The organism is Butyricicoccus intestinisimiae, from assembly GCF_018918345.1.
Classification (GTDB): Bacteria; Bacillota; Clostridia; order Oscillospirales; family Butyricicoccaceae; genus Butyricicoccus_A; species Butyricicoccus_A intestinisimiae.
Genome location: NZ_JAHLQI010000005.1, coordinates 110,078 through 130,314, shown reverse-complemented (window position 1 = coordinate 130,314; position 20,237 = coordinate 110,078). Strand labels below are relative to the sequence as shown.

Annotated in this window: 16 protein-coding genes; 6 read left to right on the top strand and 10 right to left on the bottom strand. The window is 52.3% G+C overall.

Annotated elements, in window-relative coordinates; translation table 11 throughout:
- The first annotated feature begins 14 nt into the window (after nucleotides 1-14).
- Complete coding sequence (locus tag KQI75_RS10190; protein WP_216470694.1) at nucleotides 15-1,391, top strand: S-layer homology domain-containing protein; 1,377 nt, start codon at nucleotides 15-17, stop codon at nucleotides 1,389-1,391.
- Between the two features lie 50 nt (nucleotides 1,392-1,441).
- Here KQI75_RS10190 and tsaA read toward each other — a convergent pair whose 3' ends face one another.
- The 6 genes from tsaA to KQI75_RS10160 all read right to left on the bottom strand — a co-directional run bounded on the left by tsaA (nucleotide 1,442) and on the right by KQI75_RS10160 (nucleotide 11,997).
- Nucleotides 1,442-2,134: a tRNA (N6-threonylcarbamoyladenosine(37)-N6)-methyltransferase TrmO gene (tsaA, locus tag KQI75_RS10185; RefSeq protein ID WP_216470693.1), complete on the bottom strand. Its 693-nt coding sequence runs from the start codon at nucleotides 2,132-2,134 to the stop codon at nucleotides 1,442-1,444.
- 5 nt (nucleotides 2,135-2,139) lie between these two features.
- Nucleotides 2,140-5,235 (bottom strand): AAA family ATPase, encoded by a 3,096-nt coding sequence (locus tag KQI75_RS10180; RefSeq protein ID WP_216470692.1) that lies wholly within the window; start codon nucleotides 5,233-5,235, stop codon nucleotides 2,140-2,142.
- Entirely contained in the window at nucleotides 5,210-6,382 is a 1,173-nt protein-coding gene (locus tag KQI75_RS10175) for an exonuclease SbcCD subunit D (RefSeq protein WP_216470691.1), read from the bottom strand. Before KQI75_RS10175 ends, KQI75_RS10180 begins: the two co-directional genes overlap by 26 nt.
- Before the next feature lie 115 nt (nucleotides 6,383-6,497).
- Complete coding sequence (locus KQI75_RS10170; RefSeq protein WP_216470690.1) at nucleotides 6,498-7,367, bottom strand: DegV family protein; 870 nt, start codon at nucleotides 7,365-7,367, stop codon at nucleotides 6,498-6,500.
- A 75-nt stretch (nucleotides 7,368-7,442) separates the two neighbouring features.
- On the bottom strand, nucleotides 7,443-8,060 hold the full coding sequence (locus KQI75_RS10165) for a TetR/AcrR family transcriptional regulator (protein ID WP_246566580.1): 618 nt from the start codon (nucleotides 8,058-8,060) through the stop codon (nucleotides 7,443-7,445).
- Nucleotides 8,047-11,997 carry an efflux RND transporter permease subunit gene (locus tag KQI75_RS10160; protein ID WP_246566577.1) on the bottom strand — a complete coding sequence of 1,317 codons (3,951 nt, stop codon included), beginning with the start codon at nucleotides 11,995-11,997 and terminating at the stop codon, nucleotides 8,047-8,049. The genes KQI75_RS10165 and KQI75_RS10160 overlap by 14 nt, the downstream gene beginning before the upstream one ends.
- Before the next feature lie 180 nt (nucleotides 11,998-12,177).
- Between KQI75_RS10160 and KQI75_RS10155 the strand changes: the two genes are divergently transcribed.
- The 4 genes from KQI75_RS10155 to KQI75_RS10140 all read left to right on the top strand — a co-directional run bounded on the left by KQI75_RS10155 (nucleotide 12,178) and on the right by KQI75_RS10140 (nucleotide 15,051).
- A complete protein-coding gene (locus tag KQI75_RS10155) occupies nucleotides 12,178-12,672 on the top strand; it encodes a GNAT family N-acetyltransferase (protein ID WP_216470689.1) in 495 nt (164 codons plus the stop codon).
- Nucleotides 12,673-12,795: 123 nt separating this feature from the next.
- Nucleotides 12,796-13,422, top strand: coding sequence for a flavin reductase (locus KQI75_RS10150; protein WP_216470688.1), 627 nt, complete (start codon nucleotides 12,796-12,798; stop codon nucleotides 13,420-13,422).
- A gap of 137 nt (nucleotides 13,423-13,559) precedes the next feature.
- Entirely contained in the window at nucleotides 13,560-14,048 is a 489-nt protein-coding gene (locus KQI75_RS10145; RefSeq protein ID WP_216470687.1) for a sigma-70 family RNA polymerase sigma factor, read from the top strand.
- Nucleotides 14,032-15,051: a DUF4179 domain-containing protein gene (locus KQI75_RS10140; RefSeq protein ID WP_216470686.1), complete on the top strand. Its 1,020-nt coding sequence runs from the start codon at nucleotides 14,032-14,034 to the stop codon at nucleotides 15,049-15,051. The genes KQI75_RS10145 and KQI75_RS10140 overlap by 17 nt, the downstream gene beginning before the upstream one ends.
- A gap of 92 nt (nucleotides 15,052-15,143) precedes the next feature.
- Here the strand turns inward: KQI75_RS10140 and KQI75_RS10135 are convergent, their stop codons facing one another.
- From KQI75_RS10135 to KQI75_RS10120, 4 genes are all read right to left on the bottom strand, one after another.
- Complete coding sequence (locus KQI75_RS10135) at nucleotides 15,144-15,836, bottom strand: MgtC/SapB family protein (RefSeq protein ID WP_216470685.1); 693 nt, start codon at nucleotides 15,834-15,836, stop codon at nucleotides 15,144-15,146.
- A gap of 15 nt (nucleotides 15,837-15,851) precedes the next feature.
- A complete protein-coding gene (locus KQI75_RS10130; RefSeq protein WP_407927189.1) occupies nucleotides 15,852-16,529 on the bottom strand; it encodes an MgtC/SapB family protein in 678 nt (225 codons plus the stop codon).
- 88 nt (nucleotides 16,530-16,617) lie between these two features.
- Nucleotides 16,618-17,658 (bottom strand): endonuclease/exonuclease/phosphatase family protein, encoded by a 1,041-nt coding sequence (locus tag KQI75_RS10125; RefSeq protein WP_216470683.1) that lies wholly within the window; start codon nucleotides 17,656-17,658, stop codon nucleotides 16,618-16,620.
- A 115-nt stretch (nucleotides 17,659-17,773) separates the two neighbouring features.
- Nucleotides 17,774-19,168 (bottom strand): MFS transporter, encoded by a 1,395-nt coding sequence (locus tag KQI75_RS10120; protein WP_216470682.1) that lies wholly within the window; start codon nucleotides 19,166-19,168, stop codon nucleotides 17,774-17,776.
- Nucleotides 19,169-19,385: 217 nt separating this feature from the next.
- On the opposite strand from KQI75_RS10120, the gene KQI75_RS10115 reads away from it, so the two are divergent.
- Nucleotides 19,386-20,222, top strand: coding sequence for a MurR/RpiR family transcriptional regulator (locus KQI75_RS10115; RefSeq protein ID WP_216470681.1), 837 nt, complete (start codon nucleotides 19,386-19,388; stop codon nucleotides 20,220-20,222).
- Nucleotides 20,223-20,237 lie beyond the last annotated feature (15 nt).

The following is a 20,237-nucleotide window of genomic DNA, read 5'->3' as shown; positions in this document are numbered from 1 at the left end:
GGATGGTATGATTTATGAAAGCAAAACGATTACTCGCGCTGGTTCTCTCCTGCTGTCTCTGCAGCAGCGCATCCGCTGCGCTTGCCGCGCCGAAAAACACAGATACACAGCAGCTTCATAGTGTATTTGACGCGGCAACTGTCTCGCGATACAGCCATTTTACAGACAAAACCTATGTGCTTCCATCCGGCTATACCATCTATGACGGCATGGATGTCTCCAGCAAGGACGGAACCATTCATTGGAACGCAGCTGCAAAAGACGGCATTGCCTTTGCATTGATTCAAGTCGGCAATCGCGGTGTGAAATCCGGTGATTTATTTCAGGATGAAATGTACACAGCCTATATGGACGGTGCCGCAGCCGCTGATATTCCGGTTGGCGTCACGTTTTCCTCTCAGGCACTCGACACCGCAGAGGCAGAAGAAGAAGCCCGATTTGTATTGGAGCATGTAAAGCGTGACAATGTGCAGCTTCCCATCGTCATGAACTATGCCTACTATGACGGCTCCGGCAGACTGGAACAGGCAAATCTGAGCCAATCTCAGAAAACAGCCAATGTTCTCGCATTCTGCGGCATCATTCGCGATGCCGGATATCAGCCCATGCTGTGCGCCAGCAGAGATTTTTTAACAAACGATATCTATACAGAGCAAATCAAACAGGACGGTGTACAAATCGGCGTCGCACACTACACCACGCAGACCAGCTGCACCGGATATACCTGCTGGCAATATACCGGCTCCGGCCGTGTAAACGGCGTTTCCTCCGATGTCTCCTGTAATTTTTATTTGACCACCGGTGATTTGATTCCCAAGCATACCGTCTGCGGATTCCAAGACGTACTTTCTTCCGATTGGTTTGCTCCGGCTGTCAGCTTTGTATTTCGAAACAATCTCATGAACGGAAATTCTCCGACACAATTCGCGCCGCACGCCGCATTGACCCGTGCGATGGTCGCGCAGGTTTTGTATAATTTTTCCGGCAGACCCGCTGTCACGCAGGCGGCTCCCTTTTCAGATGTTTCCGACGATCAGTGGTTTGCGAAAGCTGTCGCATGGGCACAACAAAACGACATCATGAGCGGATATCCAAACGGTACGTTTGGCGCCTATACGCCCATCACCCGACAGGACTTTGCCGCTGTGCTGTATCGCTATTCCAACAAGCGGCAGCTCGACACCAGCGCCCGTGATAATCTGCATCAATATCAGGATGCATCCGCTGTTTCTTCCTATGCGCAGGATGCCATGCAGTGGGCGGTTGCCTCTAACATCATCTCCGGCAAAACCGCCACACAGCTGGCGCCGCGGGATTCCGCGACCCGTGCCGAGTGCGCGCAGATGCTCAAGAATTATTTGACCGGCGTTGCGTCTTCTCTGCTTTCTTAACAATCACACACAGCAAAACAGGCATTTCCAGCCGGAAATGCCTGTTTTTATTATGCAATCGGTGCAACGCTGCACACGATCAATTGTTCTCCGTCCACGCGAAACCGAATCTCCATGCCGGCAAATTCCATGCCGTACACGCGCTCCGGATCGTGCTGATATGACGGCCGCGGATCATGCGCGAGCACGCCGCGCAGGGCTTCTCGATGTGACACCGGCACCTGTTCCAGCAGCTGCTCGGGAAATGTGACTGCCAGCGTGTATCCGCTCGTATCGTTGGTAAATCCGCCCCTTGCATCCGGATGATTGTCCGCATACGGGATAAACGGCTTGATGTCGTAAATCGGCGTGCCGTCCATCAAATCCGCACCGGACACCCAAATCACAGGGCCTTCCTCCGTGTGCAGTTGAATTTTCTCTATCCGCACACTGGACAGACCAATCGGATTGGGCCGAAATGGCGAACGCGTCGCAAACACGCCCATGCGCGTATTGCCGCCGAGCCGCGGCGGGCGCACAGTCGGTGACCATGTTTCTCTGCGGGCATTGCCGGAAAACTGCCAAATCAGCCACACATGCGAAAAATCCTCCAAGCCGCGCAGGGCATCGGGATTGCGGTATGCCGGTTCAAATACGATTTTTGCCCGCAGCGTATCGACAATGCCGCTCTGCCGCGGAATGCCAAATTTGGTCGGAAAATCCGTGCGAATGGTTGCAATCACCTGCATTTCATTGTCATTCATTCTGTCTATCCCCCTATACAAATTTCCGCTGTACTGCCGGATGCACCGCGGCGCACGACAATCTGCCGGTTAATCCGGTCTTTCAGCTCTGCCACATGAGAAATAATGCCGATGAGCCGATTGCCGCCGGACAGACGCACCAGCACGCCAATCGCCTGCTCCAATGCAGCACCGTCCAGTGTGCCAAATCCTTCGTCCAAAAAGACCGTTTCCACCAGCACGCCGCCCGCATAGCTCTGAATGACATCCGACATGCCGAGTGCCAGCGCCAGTGCGCCCAAAAACGACTCGCCGCCGGACAGTGTCTTGACCGAGCGCCGTTTGCCGGTGTAATAGTCCATGACGTCAATATCCAAGCCCGACTGACTGCGATTGTTTTCTGCCGTCTTGCGCCGATACATCTCATAGCGTCCCTGCGTCATATCGCGCAGGCGCAAATTGGCGCGATGCAGCACGCGTTCAAAATATGCCGCCTGTACATACTGTTCCAGCATGAGTTTTTGCTTGCCCGCCAGCTCACCGTTTGCCGTCTGCGACAACTCACGCAGAGCGGCGGTCTGCTGCTCCAGCTGTTCCAGCTCGCCCTGTACCTGCTCGATGCGTGCGAGCAGCGCCTGATTGTGCTGTCTCCGCGCATCGCACTGTGTGCGCCGCTGTTCGCTGTCCTGACACGCACGCTCCGCCTGTTCGCGCGCCTGCCGCAGCTGCTGCACGTCCTCTATTTCATCCTGAGAAACCGCAGCCGCATATTCCTGTTCCATGGAACGTGCGGTTGTCCACCTCTGAGAAAATTGCCGGCATTGCTCATCTGCACGCTGAAATTGCTCCGGCGTCAGCAAAGCCGCCTGATACGCTTCACCGCTGGCAAAGCCTGCCGCATGAACCGCATCGCGCCACGCCGTCTGTGCCGTCTGTGCCGTTTGCTCTTGCTGCTGCGCCTGCGTGCAGGCGGATTGATACACCTGCTGCGCACTGTTCCAATCGCGCTGATGCCGTTCCCAATCGCTTCTCGCCTGTTCTATGCGCTGGTTTTGTGCATCATAGGCAGCTTGTTTTTCGCGCAGCTGCGCGTCCATTGCGGCAAGATCGCGCATAGGCAGGGCATCCAGCAGCGTCTGTGCCTCTGCCTGCATGGCTGCCGCCATGCGGTCGGCTTCGTGATAGTCGCGCTCTGCCTTCTGTGTCTCCAGTTCTTGCTGCGGCAGCACACTTTGCAGGGTTTGTACCTGCGCGGCAAGCTGTTCCAATCGGTCGACCTGCGCGGCAACGCGTTTGCCGTCCTCCATCAGCTGTTTGGTGTGCGCATGCTGCCGGGCAATTGCCTCCTCCAGCTGTTCCCGCGTCGTATCCGGCTGCTCAAACAAGTCCTGCATGGCCTGCCGAACCGCTTTTTGTGCCGCTTCTGCGCGCGAGCGCGCCGCAGCCGTCTGCGCGCCAATCTGCTGCAGAGCTGTTCTCTGCCGCTCCATGCGCGCCCGAAGCGCCTGCAATTCCTGTTCACTCGGTACCTGCGCCTGTATCTGTGCCGGATGCGGGTGTTCCAGCGAACCGCACACCGGACACGGTGTATTTTCGCACAAATCGCGCGCCAAAATGCCCGCTTGTCCGCGCATCCAATGCAGTTCTGCCGTGCGGCATGCCTGCTCATCGCTTTGATACAATTGCTCCTGCTTCAAATAGCTTGCCTGCTGTTCGTCCATCTGCTTTTGATTTTGTGCCAGTTCTGTAAACAGATCCCGCATGCTTTCCAGCTGCTTTTCCCGCTGGGATGCCTCTCGCCAGTCGCGGCGCAGAGATTCCCGTCGCATCTGACCGGCATGTAAATTCTCCGTCTGCCGGCGAAGATCGTCCACGCGCTGCCGCTGCGCATTCCATGCGTCTGCCGCCGCCTGATAGATTTTCTGCTTTGCATCGGCGGATGCGCGTGCGCACAGTGCCCGTTTCTGCTTGTCCTGCCACAGCTCCGCTTGGCGTTTTGCATCACACAGACGTGTAATTTCCTGCTGCAGCGCTTGCAGCTGCGGCAGCAGGGCTTGCGCCTGCTGGTTTGCCTGTTCCAGCTGCGCCGTCCGCTGTTCCAATTGCTGTACGCGCTGTTTTTGCGCATGAACCTGTGCGGTCAGCTGTTCCCATCGCGCGTGCTCCGACTGATACGCCTGCCATTTCGGCTGTACCAAATCTCTTGCGCGGCGCGCCTGCTCCAATCGCTGCGCTTGCGCCTGCATCGCAGGCCGCTGCGCCTCCAGCTGCTGCAATTGCTGTCTGGCTGCGTTCCATTTATCCCGCGCCTGCTGCTGAGCCTCCGCCTTGACCACCGCTTCAATTGCAACGGTTCGCGCCGTGCGCAGCTGCACAAGCTGCTGCTCCAACTGCCTGCCAGTCTGCTCGTCATCGCGATTTTGTTCGCGCACCCGTGTTAAAAGTTCGGAAAAATCTTGTGTTTCCGGCATTTGTTCCAGCTGAAAGCCTTCTGCGTACTGCGATACCGACCGGCTGGCATCCTCGCACTTGCGGTTCCAAGCGAGATACTCCGCCTTGATGCGTTTTTGCAGCGAAACCAGCGCTTCGGTATGAAAGACATTGCGGATAATCTTGGCGCGGGACTGGCTGTCCGCCGTGAGCAGCTTCATAAATTCTCCCTGCGCAATCATGGAAATCTGCTTAAACGAACGGCAGTCCACGCCGAGCAAGTTTTGCACCGCTTCGGTCACAGCGGTTGCGCCTGCGATCGTCGAACCGTCCGGATTGGTCAGCACCGCATTGGGCTGCTGGGTGACCGTGCCTGTACCGCGTTTTTTTGGCCGCTCGTATTTTGGTGTCCGATGAACTTGATAGATCTCTCCACCGTGTGAAAACGTAAATTTTACATAGGTATCCGCCGTCGGCGGTGCAAAATCCGACCGCAGTTGATCGGCACCGCGCTGTGAACCGCTGACCTCGCCAAACAGCGCAAAGCAAATCGCATCAAAAATGCTCGTCTTTCCCGCACCGGTGTCACCGGTGATGAGAAACAATCCGCTGCCGCCGAAGTCCTGCATATCCAACGTCATGGTGCCGGAATACGGTCCAAACGCACTAACCGTTACATGAATCGGCTTCATCGCTGTCCTCCATTTCTCTGCCAATGCGCGCAAGCTGCTGCTTTTGCCAGTCAGTCATTTGCTTTCCATTTTGCTCCGCAAAAAACTGCTCGAACAATTGCACCGGCGTCAGCTGCTGAGCAGCTTCCTCGCGCTGCAGCCCTTCGGCATCGGCGGTTTGCGTGCGAATGTTGTCAAAATCCAGCCGCATGAGATTGGGATATACTGCGCGCAGTGCCGCCTGCGGGTCATATAGCTCCTCATCATCCGTCAAAATCACACGCAGATAATCATTCGTATCTCCCGCCCGCTGCACCAGCTCCGAAGTCACGTCGCACAGCTTGCCGCGCACTTCTCTCAAGTCCCGTCTGGGTGTCAGCGGCAGCAGCGTAATATCCGGTTCTCCACACTCTCTTATCGTCACAAGCGGGACGGATTTCGGATATCGCGCCTCAGAAAACGAATATTTGAGTAGCGAGCCGCAATACCGCACGCTGTCACGTCCCAATCGCTGCGGGCGGTGAATATGCCCCAGCGCCACATAATCATACGCGTCAAACAGCGCTGCATCCACCGCATCGATGCCGCCGACCGGAACAATCTCCGAGTCCGACTGCTCCGGCATCGCGCCGCCAACCGTCACAAACGTGTGTGCAACCAGCACATGCCGTGCGCCATGCTCCCATTGCGTCCGCGCCAGCGCCGCCTCCATCACACACTGCTGGGTGCTCTGCTCCAGCTGCATCGTCTCGCGCCATTCCATCGGACGCAGCCAAGGCAACAGATGAAACTGCACGCGGCACTGTTCGCGGTCTGCCAGCGTGACGGATGCAACCGTTCCGTCAAACGTGCCAATCAGGTGCATGCCCTGCTGGGACAGCAGCGTCTTGCCAAAGTCCAAGCGTTCACCGGAATCGTGATTGCCGCTCACCGCCAAAACCGTGATATTTCGTTCACACAGCTGCGTGAAAAACCAGTCAAACAGCGAAACGGCTTCACCAGGCGGAACCGTCTTATCGTAAATATCTCCCGCAATCACCACCGCATCTACCCGATTCTGTGCTGCCATGCGAACCACCTGCTCCAGCGCAAACCGCTGGTCATCCAGCATAGAATAGCCGTATACGCGCTTGCCGAGATGCAGGTCTCCGAGATGTAAAAACTTCATCGTGTTCTCCTTCCTGTTCTCTGCCTCTATCATACCCTGAATTGCATCTATTTGCAATTGCTGCACACAGATAACAAAACCGGTGAAAGTTTCCTCTCACCGGTTTGCGTTTGTCTTACATATCATCATCCAGCACCTGCACGGCGGCGCCAATGAGCCGCGGGCCGACATACGAAGCCAGCGTACAGTCAATCTGTCCGGAAAATTCCTGCTGGAAATTCGGTGCCGCTTCGCGCAGCATCTCGGCAATCCGTGCGCCTTCCTCCGGTGTACCGCCGTGTGCCCACATGATGTTGTAGCGCTTGTTGGGCTCCAGCTTGGACACGACAACCTGCACCAGTTTTTTCATGGCCGCCTGTCTGCCGCGCACTTTGTGTGTGCTCGTCAATTCACCGGACACCGGATCAAACGCAAGAATCGGCTTGATGCCGAGCGCCGTACCCGCCATTGCCGTAATTTTTCCAATGCGTCCGCCGCGCTTGAGATATTCCAGCGTATCAACAGAAAAATACGGATACACCTGCTTCATCATGCGCGGGATGCATGCCAGCATAGTTTCCCACGTTCTGCCCTCTTCAATCCAACGGGCAACCGTCAGAACCATAGCGCCTTCGCCCAAGCTGCCGCTCATCGAATCAAATACCGCAACCTCCAGCGCTTCCTCTTCCTCTCCCAGCATGCGCACAATCTGATAGCCGCCGCTCAAGCCGCTGGACAGCATAATGGCAATGACTTTTTCGTAGCCGTCCTCTTTGATTTTGTGCAGGGTGTCCTCGATGACTGCGCCGGACGGCAGAGAGGTTTTTATCACCTCATTGGGCTGGCGGCGATACACATCGTCCGGAAAAATATCCACGCCGTCCTGATACGAACCCTCTTCAAATGTAATCGTAAACGGAACAACGTAAATATGATTTTTTCTTGCAACCTCCACCGGAATATCCGCACAGGAATCCGTCAGCAATGCAATTTTATCCGTTCTCATGTGTATTCTCCCTCTTTTGACAAGACTTTTATTTTTATATTATACCACAAATACAATATAAATTCTACTGTTTGTTTACGGACGTAGTGACCGAAAAATCAACTGCTGCGCCATATCTTTACAACTGTCCAACGAAATTTCTTCCCGACAGCACACCCGTTTTTCCAACATGCTGACGTATCCGCCGAGCGCCGACAAAATCGCATACTCGCAAAAACGGTCGCTGAGTGCCGAATCAATTTCTCCGTTTTTCCGGCTGTTGGCGAACACGTGCCGCTCATAGCCGCGCATACGGTCAATGATTGCCTGCGCCTGCTCCCGATTGCGCATGCCGAGCTGGGCGCGCTGTTCATACGAGAGAAAGGTTCCCAGCACCGGCAACGCGCGAAACGGCAAAAAGCGTTCCTGCTCCAGCGCATCGAGAAAGCGCGCAAGCACGGCGTGCAGGGATACATCCCGCGTTATTTGCTGCTCCATCCAATCGGCAAACTGCTGCAGCGTGTATAGCATGGTACAACTCAGAATATCTTCTTTCGAGGAAAAATACTCATATAACGTTCCTTTCCCTATGCCTGCCGCTGTCGCAATGTCCTGCACCTTGATATTGGAGAAGCAATTTCCGCCCGCCGCCAGCTGCAGGAGACCGCGAAATGCCGCGATCTCCTTGGGCGAATAGGTTTTACTCTGCATCATCTTCCCCCACATCTATACGCTTCAGTGTCTTTTTCCGGTTGAACAGATCGTACATGATGGGCACAATCACCAGCGTCAAGACCGTCGCGTAGCTCAGACCTCCAATGACGACAATCGCCATCGCCTGTCCCATTTCCGCACCGCTTCCGATGCCCATTGCCATCGTGGACATCGAGAGTACCGTTGTGAGTGCTGTCATCAAAATCGGGCGCATGCGCATTTTTCCGGCCTCCATCAGTGCTTCGCGCTTAGGCATGCCGTCCAGCCGCAGTTCATTGACACAGCTGACAAACACAATGCCGTTGTTGACAACGACACCTGCCAGCAGGACAAAGCCGAGCATGGCGATAATAGACAGCTCCTGCCGTGCAAAAAGCAGACCCAGCAGGCCGCCGGTGCACGCCAGCGGCAGCGTGAACATGACGATGAACGGTCCCAGTAGGCTCTGGAACTGTGCCACCATAATCAGATAGATAAAGACAATCGCAAGCAGCAGCATGAGTCCCAGATCCTGCATCGAATCCGTGATGTTCTCCATCTCGCCGGTAATTTCCGCATGCATGCCGTCCGGCATCGGATAGGCGTCCAGAATCTTCTGTACTTCTTGGCTGACCAGCGTGATATTGTGATCGTCATCAACAGCCGCTGTGACCGACATGGTTCGCTCATTGTTGTTGCGCCGAATGGCTGACGGTGCCTGCCCATCCGTCTGAGAGGCGATGGTGTCCAGCTTGACTTCCTTGCTCTCACCGGTCTGTTGATCCGTCGAGGTAATGGTCTGCTTCATCAAATCATCCGTAGTGATGCTAGACGGCTTTTTGACGACAACCGGCAAATCTTCCGTGCCGACGGTCAAGGTCGTGGAATTTACTTCTGTGGTCAGCTTGTCTGCAAGCGCCTGATAAACCTGCGCCACCGTCAGTCCCTGCTCCATCGCAGCGTCCTTGTTGACGGTAATCACTTTCTCCCGATCCGGATCCTCATTGCCGTCCGAGATGTCTTTTAGTCCGTCTACCTTTTTCAGCTTTTCAGCAATGTCCGCGGAAACTGTTTGCAGCTGATCCAAATCATTGCCATAAATATCCACCTGTACGCCGCTGCCCATATACGAACCCAAGTCCATATTGGACGCGGATACATTCATCTCGCAGTCCAGCTTTTTGGTTTTTTTGGCAATTTCATCGGCAATGGCCTCGTTGTCCGCACCCTTGTCTAAAATCAGATAGAACGAAACACTGTTGGCGTTTGTGCTCATCATAGACGTCATATCCGAACCGCCTGTCATGGCGCCAACGGTTTTTACGCCGTCTACCCTGCGCATAATCTTCATCGCTTGATCCGCCATGGCCCGTGTCTCCGTGTCATCCGAGCCGGCCGGCATGGTCATTGTCGCGCTCATCTGCTCCGAGGACATAGACGGTATGAAAATCATGCCCTTTGCCACGGTCGCCGCAACAGACACCACCAGCAGTGCTGTCACCGCGAGCAGCGTCACCGCACGATGCGACAGACACCAGCGAAGTACCTTCTCATATCCTCGCAGGAAGCCGTCAAACCGCGCGTGCGTGACAACTTTTTCCTTTTTCATCAGCGTTGCACTCATCGCCGGAACGACGGTCAGCGCGACGATAAACGATGCGGACAGCGAATAAGCAATCGTCAAACCCATATCCGCAAACAGCTGCTTGGTGATGCCCTGCGTGAACACGATCGGCAGGAATACACACACAGTCGTCAGCGTCGAGGCGAAAATCGCACCGCTCATCTGCGCTGCACCCTGCACGGCGGCTTTTGCCGCCGGAACACCGAGATTGCGCAGGCGATAGATATTTTCAATGACGACAATGGAGTTGTCCACAAGCATGCCGACGCCGAGCGCCAAGCCGGACAGCGAGATAATATTCAGCGTCATGTTGCTGAAGTACATGAGCACAACCGCAAACAGCACGCTGAGCGGAATGCTGAACGCGATGATAACCGTCGGGCGAATGTCACGCAAAAAGACAATCAGCACGAGCACGGCGAGCAGACCGCCATATATCAGATTGGACAGCACGCTGCTGACAATCAGATGAATATAGTCACCCTGATCCATCAGCGATGTGATGTGCAGCTTGCTGTTGTTCTGTTGAAATTCATCTATTTTCTCACGGATGGCATCCGAGACTTCCGAAGTCGATGCCGTGGACTGCTTGGAAAAGCTGAGCACAACCGCATCATTGCCGTTTACCTTGGCATAAGAGGTATCTGCGTTTTGATCTGCATATTTTACTTCTGCCACATCAGACAGATGAATATCGCCGATGTCTCCGGTATCCATGTGAAACAGCACCATATTGGACAAATCATCGAGCGAATCATACTTTTCTCCGACTTTGAGGACGTAAGAATTGTCGTTGCTGTCCGAGATATAGCCCGCCGGCATCTCAAAATTTTCTGCAATTAAAATCTTACTGATCATGTCTGCGGTAATAATGCCGCTGATGTCCGCGGATTTGTACGCCTGATCGCGCGATTTTTCAAATTCGTCTACCGCAGAATCCAGCTGCTTCTGTGCATTTTCCAGCGATGCCTTGCCGACAGAAATCTCTGTCGCACCTTCTGCAATATTGAGCGTGGCATTCATCTTGCCCGCTTCCACCTTTTCATACGCGGCATTCGCTTCGTCCAACGCCTGCTGCAGCTGCGGTTTCATCGCCTCTGCGGCTGCCAGCTGTGTGTTGACATCGTTGAGGGATGCGGTGATTTCCTGTACGCGCTGGGCGGCATATGCCGTGGTCTGCACGAGCTTGACAAAGTCGGCACGCGACAGGCTGAGCATCTGAGATAAGTCCTGTTCCGGCGCGATTTTTTGCATCATGTCCTGTACCGCCTGCATGGCTTTTGCATAATTTTCATCGCTCATGCTGCCGATATATGTCGCCGGATCTTTGAGCGCCTCAAGCATTTTCGCAGAGTTCTGCGCCATTGCCGCGAGATCCTCCATAGAAGGCACGCCGTTGATTTCCGGCACGGTTCCGGTAAAGTCATACGCAACAACCATGACAGCGAGCATATTGACCGAATCGTTCATGTCCGCATACTGCTGCAGTGCTTTCTGCTCCGCCTGATAAGCCGCCTGATTGGCTTTCAGCGTTGTCTCCTGCGACAGCAATGCCTGCAGCTGGGCGGTTGCGGCGTCAACCTGTGCGCTTGCCTGCGCCAGCTGCTTGGACGCCTCATCTGCCGAGCTGTCCAGCTTGGATTTTCCGGCGCTGAGCTGTGCCTTGGCATCATCCAGCTGAGATTGGCTGTCATCCAGCTGCTTTTTCGCATCTGCGAGGTTCTGATCCACAGCCGCCAGCACGCGATCATTGACCGCGTCAATTTTGCTCTGATCCAAGACGACCTGCACTTCCGGCGTAATCAATCCCGTTGTGCTGACCGATGCCACACCATCCAGACGTTCAAATGCCGGCAGCAGTTCGTCATCGACATACTGTGACACCTCTTTGGCGTCTTTGCCGTCTACGTCTACACTCGCCACAAGCACCGGCAGCATATCCGGTGTGATCTGCATCATGACCGGTGTGCCGGAATTTTCCGGCAAACTGCCTTTGATTTGGTCAATGGTATTGCTCATCTCGATGCTGACCGCATTCATATCGGTTCCCTGTTCAAACTCGAGCACAACAATTCCCACATTTTCATTGGATGTCGATGTGATATTTTTGAGTCCCGTCGTGCTGCCAAGCGCAGATTCCAACGGTTTGGTGACTTCTCCTTCGACGGATTCCGGTGACGCACCGGGATCTGTCGCATATACAACCATGTACGGCAGATCCATATTCGGCAGCAGATCTGTGGTCATCTTGGTAAACGCTACCACACCGAGCACAAGCACAAGTATGATACCGACCAAAACGGTAAATGGTTTTTTTACGCTGATCGTTGGCATGATTTCCCTCCTGCGGATGGATTTCCGACCGACCGGTCGGTTCTAATATAGTGTAACATTATCTCCGTGCTCTCGTCAAACGATTGTTCGCATTTCATACAGGAAACAAACACGGAACTGGACATTTTTTTCGTCTTGCAGTACACTACAGACATCTTAGCACATCAAGAGGTGTCCCATATGTCAAATCTCATCCGCACAGCACAGCTCGCTGATTTGCCGCAGCTCAAAGCCATTTATAACCATGCTGTTGCGCACTCCACGGCAACTTTTGATTTATACCCACGCGATGACGCCGACCGGCTCGCGTGGTTTCAGGCACATCAAGGAAAATATGCCCTTCTTGTCTGCGAGACCGACGGTGTGATTGCCGGTTACGCCTCTTTGTCCCGCTATCGAGAGCGCCCAGCCTTTGACGGTGCGGCAGAGGTCTCTATCTATCTGCATCCAGATTTTCGCGGACAGCACATCGGCTCGCAGCTCATGCAGAAAATTCTCGCCTTTGCCGCACAGCAGCCGGACATTGACACTGTGATTTCTCTCATCACGAGCGAAAACACCGTCAGCATCCATTTGCACGAAAAATTCGGCTTTACACTGTGCGGCGTCATTCATCGGTGCGGAAAAAAATTCGGCAGGTATCTGGATCTCAGCATCTATCAAATTTTATTTTGATTTATGCATTTTGCACAAATTGCTGCGCGTTTTTTCAGATAATATTCCATAGACAACACAAAGAAATTCCTGTATGATAGAATTGTAAGTAAGAATCATTCTCAGTTAAAAGGAGGGATTTCTATGATCGACCGCAAGACATACAACAGCATTTCGTACTCCATTTCCATTGTCGGCAGCTTACAGGACGGCAAATACCGCGGCTGCGTGGTAAACTCGCTGCAGCAGCTCACCTCGTCCTCTCCGGCAAAATTTGCCGTGACACTCAATAAGTACAATTTAACCGAAGCTGCTGTGGAGCAGACCGGTGCATTTTGCGCGACCGTCGCAGCGGCAGACTGCCCGCACGACATCATCAATCTGTTCGGCTATAAATCCGGACGCATTACGGACAAATTCGCTGCCTATGACACCAAGACCGATGACGCCGGATGCCCTTACATCACAGACGGCATGTGTGCCCGTCTCAGCTTCCGCGTTGTACAGCAGGTTGATTTGGACTCCGCCGTGCTGTTTATCGCCGAGGTGACAGAGGCGAAAATTTTGAAAGACGGCGGCGCTCTCACTGTGGATGCATTCAAAAACGCAGGCAAAGAGGTGCCGCCCAACGCGCCGATTTACCGCACGCTGGATGAGCACTACGGCTACCGCTGCTCGGTCTGCGGCTACGTGCACAAGTCGGACACCCTGCCGGATGACTTCCGCTGTCCTGTGTGCAAGCAGCCCGCAAGTAAGTTTGAAAAGCTGTAAACACAGCAACTTCTATTTCCCTGCTTCGGCAGGGAAATTTTTTTCGCAAACTTCTTTATTTTCTGAAAGGATTTGCCGTTCTGTATCGTATACTAAATAAGAGCGCTCAAAGAATCTCGCAGAAAGGAGTGTATCATATGATGGATCGCAGCCAAGCTGAATATTTGGCGGATACCTACGCCGATCTTATTCTCCGCCTCAGCTATACTTATTTAAAAAACACACATGATGCACAAGATATCTGTCAAACCGTCTTTGTTCGTTTGCTGACACATCCCGTACAATTCGACAGCTCTGTACATGAAAAAGCCTATATCATCCGCATGACCATCAACGCCTGCAAGGATATATTAAAAAGTCCTTGGCGAAAAAAGACCTGTGGTCTTGATGTCGTCGCAGATATTCCCGCACCAGAGCAGGCAGAACATTCGTTGTTGTCCTTCGTGCAAAATTTGCCTATTCGCTATAGAACAGTCATCTATTTGTATTATTATGAAGAATACTCCACGCAGGAAATCGGACAACTGCTCGGTATTTCTACCGCTGCGGTTCACACACGATTATCTCGCGGACGCACGCTATTGAAAAAGCAGTTAGGAGGAGACGACTATGCGCAGCGAATTTAACGAATACAAGCAAGAACTGCAGCATTTGCAGTATTCTTCCGAGCAAAAAAAGCAGCTTGCCACCACTTCTCTGCACAGAGCAGAGTTTGAACGCAAGCATGCACCCAAGCGGCATTCCAAACGCCGCATGACAGTTTCCATCGTTGCCGCCATCTTGGTGCTTATTATCACAGCCGGTGCCGTTGGCTCTTGGAAGTCTGTCGCTGAACTGTTTGCTCCATATTTCGGAACCAGTAAAAAACAAGCAGAAGTCATGGGTGTTATGGGAACAGCGCTGGATGAATCTGTCACACAAAACGGTGTGACACTCACGGCAAACGGCATCATCGGAGACAAATACAACGCTTGCATGTTGTATACGCTATCTTGGGATAAAGAAACCTCTGTTGAATTGCCGGACAATCTTCCCGCCGATACATGGGACACCAGCAACACAAAACTGCTGTTCAAAGATGAGACTCCTAAATTTTGGAATGCAACGATTGTACAGGTATCCAAAGAAAAGCGGCAGATCAAATTTTTGCTCCGTCTATCTTCTGAGCAGCCTGTAATCCAAAAAGAGTTTACGCTGCATGTTCGTGATATTCAACTGTGCTGGCCAGATGAAACCGGTGAAACACAGACGCATCTTGTTGCCAAGGGCAATTGGGAGCTAACCACCAAGACTGATTACTCCGATCTTTCCTGCAAACTCAAAGGAGATAAAACCTTTGAACTGTTGGATGGGCACAAAGCAACGCTCAACGAAGCGTATCTCTCTCCACTCGGTGCTTATTTTGTATGGACAGCACCGGAAGCAAGTGATTATAGCCATGCATTTGATATAACGATAACCAAAACAGATGGAACAACAGTTTCTATGCAATATGTTGGCGGCACCACAGCATATCAGAAGAAAACTGCCCGATACATCAGTGTTTTCCGTTCTGACACGATTCTTCCGCTGGATGACATGGAACGTGTTACCGTTGGCAAAACCACCTATACCCTTTCCCGTGACTAATTATACGTTGTTATATGCCAAAAGGCTCCCTCTCGGGAGCCTTTTCGTGAAGAGTTTTATAATGAATATAGGATTTAGGAAACAAGCAAAATTTATAATTCTTCCACCGAAATGACGCCCTCGGTCCCGCCGACCGTTTCAAGCACGCGGCTGACGCCGCAGCCATGCGGCAGGCGCAGCGCAAAAATTGCGCAGGCGTTGTGCTTTTTGCTGCCAGTGGAACGCGTAATCTGGATGTTCAGCAGCTTGATGTTGTTGTCTCGATACAGCTGCAGTACCTGTTCCAGACAGCTCTTTCCGGTGTATTCCATATACAAATTGATTTCCGGTACGTTTTCCAGCACGCGATATTCCAGTTTGGAAAAAACCAGCTCCGCCGCCATGATAAACACCGTTGTCAAAATGCCGCCCTCATAAAAGCCGCCGCCAAAGGCAAGACCGATAATTGCACAGGTCCACAAGCCGGCAGCCGTCGTAAGTCCCTTGACGCGCTGTCTGCGGGTGACAATAATTGTACCTGCACCGATAAAACCAATACCGGCAACTACCTGTGCACCCAGACGCGCCATATCGGTAAAATAATGCATGTTCAAATATAAATACTGGCTGGTCAGCGTGGTAATCGCCGCACCAATGCAAATCAAAATATGCGTGCGGAAGCCCGCCGGACGGCGCTTATAGGATCGCTCCATGCCAATGATGCCGCCGCACAGCACCGCCAGTGTCAAGCGAACAAAAGCCGAAGCGAGTGTGACTTCCCTCAGACCGTCAAACAAAGATAGCATGTGAAAAGTCCTCCCTTAAATTTCTTCAATCACACAGATGCCATCTAATCCCGCCAGATTGGACAGCAGCTGACTGTGCGTCTGCTTTTGATTCATACGAACGGAAAAAAATGCGCTGGGATTGCGTGATTGCTTTTCTCTGCCGCGCTCAATATCCACTTCATAAATCTGCACATCCTGTGCTTTCAAATGATTGATAATCTCGCCCACCTGATTGATGGATGAAAATTCAATATACAAATTGATATCGCGGGAAAATTCCTGAATCATCACATCGACAATCGGGAACACGCGAATGCTCAGAAAAATCAGTGGGAACGCAACCAGCACTCCTTCATAAAAGCCTGCGCCAACTGCCAGACCCGTGCAGGCGGACGCCCACAATCCGGCTGCCGTCGTCAAACCCGTCACCTGCTGATGTCCGGTGACCAAAATCGTACCGGCACCGAGAAAGCCGATGCCGTTGATGACCTGTGCGCCAAATCGCGATACATCGGTTTTGATGCCGATTTGCTGCGCCAGCTCCCGCCAAGGGCCTTGCACCATGGTAAACTCATACTGGCTGAGCAGCACGGTCAGTGCGGCACCGAGACAAACCAGCATATATGTGCGGAATCCGGCGGGACGCCGTTTTCGTCCGCGCTCCAATCCGATGCAGCCGCCAATAATCATTGCCAGCAGCAGACGCAGCATAACAGACGCAAAATGAAATTCCCGCAAATACTCAAGTATTCCACCCATTCCTGATTTGTCTCCTTTCGCTTAAAATGTATGTGCAAATTTATTGAAATTTGCAGATCGCCCAGCAGGCGTTGTGATCGGACAGTTCTTTTCCTGTGAACTTCGCCAGCGCACTGTCCGGCTGTGCCCATGTACAATCCTTGGTCTCTGTAGAGATGGTGCCGCGCTCTTGGCAGGTCATGCCGCGCGCCATCAGCCAATCCAGCTTGAGCAGCATGCACGCACCGTTCGGCATCGGCTTGCGTCGTGTGCCCTCCGTGCTGCTGAATTCGTGATAGGAAAATCCGTGCTCTTCTGCCTGCGGCAGTGCGCGTTCATAGTTTTCTACCTTTGCCATGTGCTCAGCCAGCCGCTTCGGATCGTTGAACAGCTTGGTAAAGCCCGGAATATCATTACCATCAAATGTATTGGTATTCAAATCGCCGCCAATCATAATCGGCACATCCGGCGCAAACGAACGCTGGATTTCCTGATAAATCGCATCCATTTGTGCAGCTCTGCCCGCACTGTCCGTGCGGTTTTCCAGATGGACAACCACAGCGCCGACTTCACGGCCGCCGACATCCAGCGAACAAACAATGCCGACGCGGGCGCCAATGCGCTTCTGTCTATCAAAATACCAATTGTACTGTTCCGGCAGATGCACGGCCTTTGCCCAGCGAATCGGCCAGCGGGAAAACAGTGCATTGCCATGAAATCCCTTTTCGTCATTCGGATTGACCAGCTCGATGAACTCCAAACCGTATGCGTAGTTCATACCGATTGCCTTTGCGATTTCCATGGCAACATTCTGGTTCCCCGAACGCTCTGCGCCGTCATCCAGCTCATTGGCGTAAATAATATCAATATCTTTGAGATCCGGACACATTTTTAGAAAATCAATGGTCTCATGCAGCGTCACGCCGCGTTCAATATTAAATACCACGTGCTTGAGCGTTTCCGGTACGTTTTTCGGAGCCGGAACCAAGTTGTGTACCTCACAGGTCTGATACTGCGGAATCTGTTTAATTACTTGAAATTGTCCCAAGGTCGGAACCTGATTACCCAGTGCAATGCGCTTTTCATAGGACATGCCTTGCATAGTCAACACACCTTTCTGCTGTTACAATTTAAAATATTCTCTATGGAGAGAGTCAGCCGGCAGAATGTTTGCGCATTCCACCGGCTGAGAAAAAGAAGGAAATTTCTGATACTAGTTATGCTTCCGAGCCTGCTGCTTCGCGCTGCTTCATCTCTGTAATGATGCGCGGATAAATCTTATCCAGCTTGTAGAAGATGAGCAGAATGCCAATGCCGCCCCAAGCAATGATGTTGCCGATGATATAAATACCAATCAGCATCTGCGACTGTGCTGCATTGATGGTCGCAGTGCCTGCAAAGCCTACCAGAGACATCAAAGCACCGAAAATTGCACTGGTCATGCCAGAGCCAAACTTCTGACCGGCGGTGGTTGCGGATACCATCAGACCCTGTACACGGATGCCGCACTTCCAAGCGCCATACTCGATAACGTCAGCCAGCATGGAATATTTTACGCCGCGGAAGCAGCCCTTGCCGATGCCGCGCATGACGCAGGCAAACAATGCCAGATTCAAAGCACTCGGATTCAAGAACAGCGATACGGTGCCGATCACAGCGACAACCGCGCCAATCAGCGCAACATTGCGCTTGCCAAACTTGGCGATAAACGGGGAAAGAACCAATACGGTGATAACCTGCGGGATGGATTCAAACGAAGCGAGAGCGCCGAGCAAGTCACGGTTGCCCAGAATATACTGTGCATAGTATGCGTTGCACGTGCCTGTGACAGCTTCATAGAAGGAGAGGAATACTGCCAGCAGGAAGAACATAATAAAGTACTTATTGGTCAGGCAAAGCTTGATGCCCATAAGCAGCGGCACGTTCTTGCCGTCCTTGGTCTTGGTCTCTTCTACGACACGCTCATGGCAGTTCTTGAAGCAAATGATCAGCATGACAATCGAAACGATGGCATAGATAATGGAGAGTTCAATCCAAGCCTGCTGCGTATCGCCCAGCATGGTAACCAGCGGGAAGGTAATGGCCGTGATAATCATATTGCCGACGGCGGACATGCCGGTACGGAACAGATTGACAACGGCACGCTGATCGGTATCACGCGTCATCAGCGTTGCCAGTGTTGCATACGGCAGATTCAATGCGGTGTATACAACGGTTGTGCAGAAGTTATAGGTAATGAATACATAGATGCCCTTGACGATCGGCGTAGCCGGCGGAACCGTAAACAGCAAAATCGCCGCGATGCCGTATGGAATCATCATCCATAAAATCCAAGCTCTGGATTTACCGTGTTTGGAGTGGGTGCGGTCTACCAGATGTCCAATCAGAACGTCGGAAAAACCGTCAAAAAATCGGGATACCAACATGATGGTACCAATCATAGCTGCTGAAATACCGACTACATTAGTATAGAAGTAAATCAGCAAAGATGTTGTCAGTGCATAAACAACGTTACACGCGACATCGCCGAGGCCATAAGAAAATTTTTCTTTCAGATGAATTTTTTCAAATTCCTTATCGCCGGCAAACGTCGGATTTTTCGAGTTGCCCATTTTTTCTCAATCCTTTCTGTGAGATTGCCGTCCGGACAATTACAGGTTCTCTGTAATGGCTTCTCTCTTTGACTGCATTTAGTATAGCACCTTATCGAATAAAATTCAATAATTCAAGTTGCAAAAAGAATATTGTTCATTTTTGTGCATTCTACACAAATCACAAAACATGTGGTATAATATCCCTATCAACGATGAAAAAATAAGGAGGTTTCTCATGAAAAAGAACCCTTATGCAGCAATAAAATCACAATATTCATCCTTTTCTAAGGTCAGCAAGAAAATTGCAGACTTTATTCTGGACGATCCGACACACGTTACAGAAATCAGCGTCCAGCAGGCGGCACGGGAATTAGACATCGCGGAATCGAGTATTGTTCGATTTTCCAAGCTGGTTGGATGCTCCGGCTTTACAGAGATGAAGCTGCTGCTTGCCAAGTATGCATCCAAAGCTGTTCACACGATTTTCGAAGATCTCTCGGAAAACGACACGGTGGAATCCATCACAAAAAATGTCTTTTCGCGCAACATTGACACGCTGGAGCGCGCGCTGAGTCTGCTCGACTTTGATAAAATTGACCGCGCCGCATCGATTCTCAGTCAGGCTTCCTGCATTCTCATTGCCGGCGTCGGCGCGTCCGGCACCATTGCCGAGGATTTTTACATCCGGCTCATGCGCATCGGCATGCGCGCAGAATCGCTGACCGATTCCCATTTGATGCAGATCCGCGCGGGGCAATGCGATGCGTCCACGGTCATGATTGGTATTTCGCACACCGGCAAGACCCATGAGATTGTCTCCGCCCTCGCCACTGCCAGAGAATACGGCGCCAAAACCATCGGCATCACAGGATATCCCCATACACCGCTCAAGAGGTCTTCGGATATTTGTCTGGAGCTGTACTCGCCGGAACAGCTGTTTGTCTCTCCGCGCGTGGCACAGTTCTCCCTCATCGACAGTTTATATGTCAGCATCGCCATTCGGCAGAAAGACCGTGTCGTACAGAACATTCATCGCATGAACGAAGTATTAGAACCGTTTCGAATGGATTGAGCGCAAAAAAAGTTC

What these genes read in the sequence shown, in the direction of transcription:
- KQI75_RS10165 (WP_246566580.1), bottom strand. Translation starts at nt 8,060, where the DNA reads ATGATGCAGAGTAAAACCTATTCGCCCAAGGAGATCGCGGCATTTCGC.
- KQI75_RS10130 (WP_407927189.1), bottom strand. Translation starts at nt 16,529, where the DNA reads ATGCTGCGTCTGCTGCTGGCAATGATTATTGGCGGCTGCATCGGATTG.
- tsaA (WP_216470693.1), bottom strand. Translation starts at nt 2,134, where the DNA reads ATGAATGACAATGAAATGCAGGTGATTGCAACCATTCGCACGGATTTT.
- KQI75_RS10120 (WP_216470682.1), bottom strand. Translation starts at nt 19,168, where the DNA reads ATGGGCAACTCGAAAAATCCGACGTTTGCCGGCGATAAGGAATTTGAA.
- KQI75_RS10170 (WP_216470690.1), bottom strand. Translation starts at nt 7,367, where the DNA reads ATGAGAACGGATAAAATTGCATTGCTGACGGATTCCTGTGCGGATATT.
- KQI75_RS10115 (WP_216470681.1), top strand. Translation starts at nt 19,386, where the DNA reads ATGAAAAAGAACCCTTATGCAGCAATAAAATCACAATATTCATCCTTT.
- KQI75_RS10145 (WP_216470687.1), top strand. Translation starts at nt 13,560, where the DNA reads ATGATGGATCGCAGCCAAGCTGAATATTTGGCGGATACCTACGCCGAT.
- KQI75_RS10135 (WP_216470685.1), bottom strand. Translation starts at nt 15,836, where the DNA reads ATGCTATCTTTGTTTGACGGTCTGAGGGAAGTCACACTCGCTTCGGCT.
- KQI75_RS10190 (WP_216470694.1), top strand. Translation starts at nt 15, where the DNA reads ATGAAAGCAAAACGATTACTCGCGCTGGTTCTCTCCTGCTGTCTCTGC.
- KQI75_RS10155 (WP_216470689.1), top strand. Translation starts at nt 12,178, where the DNA reads ATGTCAAATCTCATCCGCACAGCACAGCTCGCTGATTTGCCGCAGCTC.
- KQI75_RS10180 (WP_216470692.1), bottom strand. Translation starts at nt 5,235, where the DNA reads ATGAAGCCGATTCATGTAACGGTTAGTGCGTTTGGACCGTATTCCGGC.
- KQI75_RS10125 (WP_216470683.1), bottom strand. Translation starts at nt 17,658, where the DNA reads ATGCAAGGCATGTCCTATGAAAAGCGCATTGCACTGGGTAATCAGGTT.
- KQI75_RS10160 (WP_246566577.1), bottom strand. Translation starts at nt 11,997, where the DNA reads ATGCCAACGATCAGCGTAAAAAAACCATTTACCGTTTTGGTCGGTATC.
- KQI75_RS10175 (WP_216470691.1), bottom strand. Translation starts at nt 6,382, where the DNA reads ATGAAGTTTTTACATCTCGGAGACCTGCATCTCGGCAAGCGCGTATAC.
- KQI75_RS10150 (WP_216470688.1), top strand. Translation starts at nt 12,796, where the DNA reads ATGATCGACCGCAAGACATACAACAGCATTTCGTACTCCATTTCCATT.
- KQI75_RS10140 (WP_216470686.1), top strand. Translation starts at nt 14,032, where the DNA reads ATGCGCAGCGAATTTAACGAATACAAGCAAGAACTGCAGCATTTGCAG.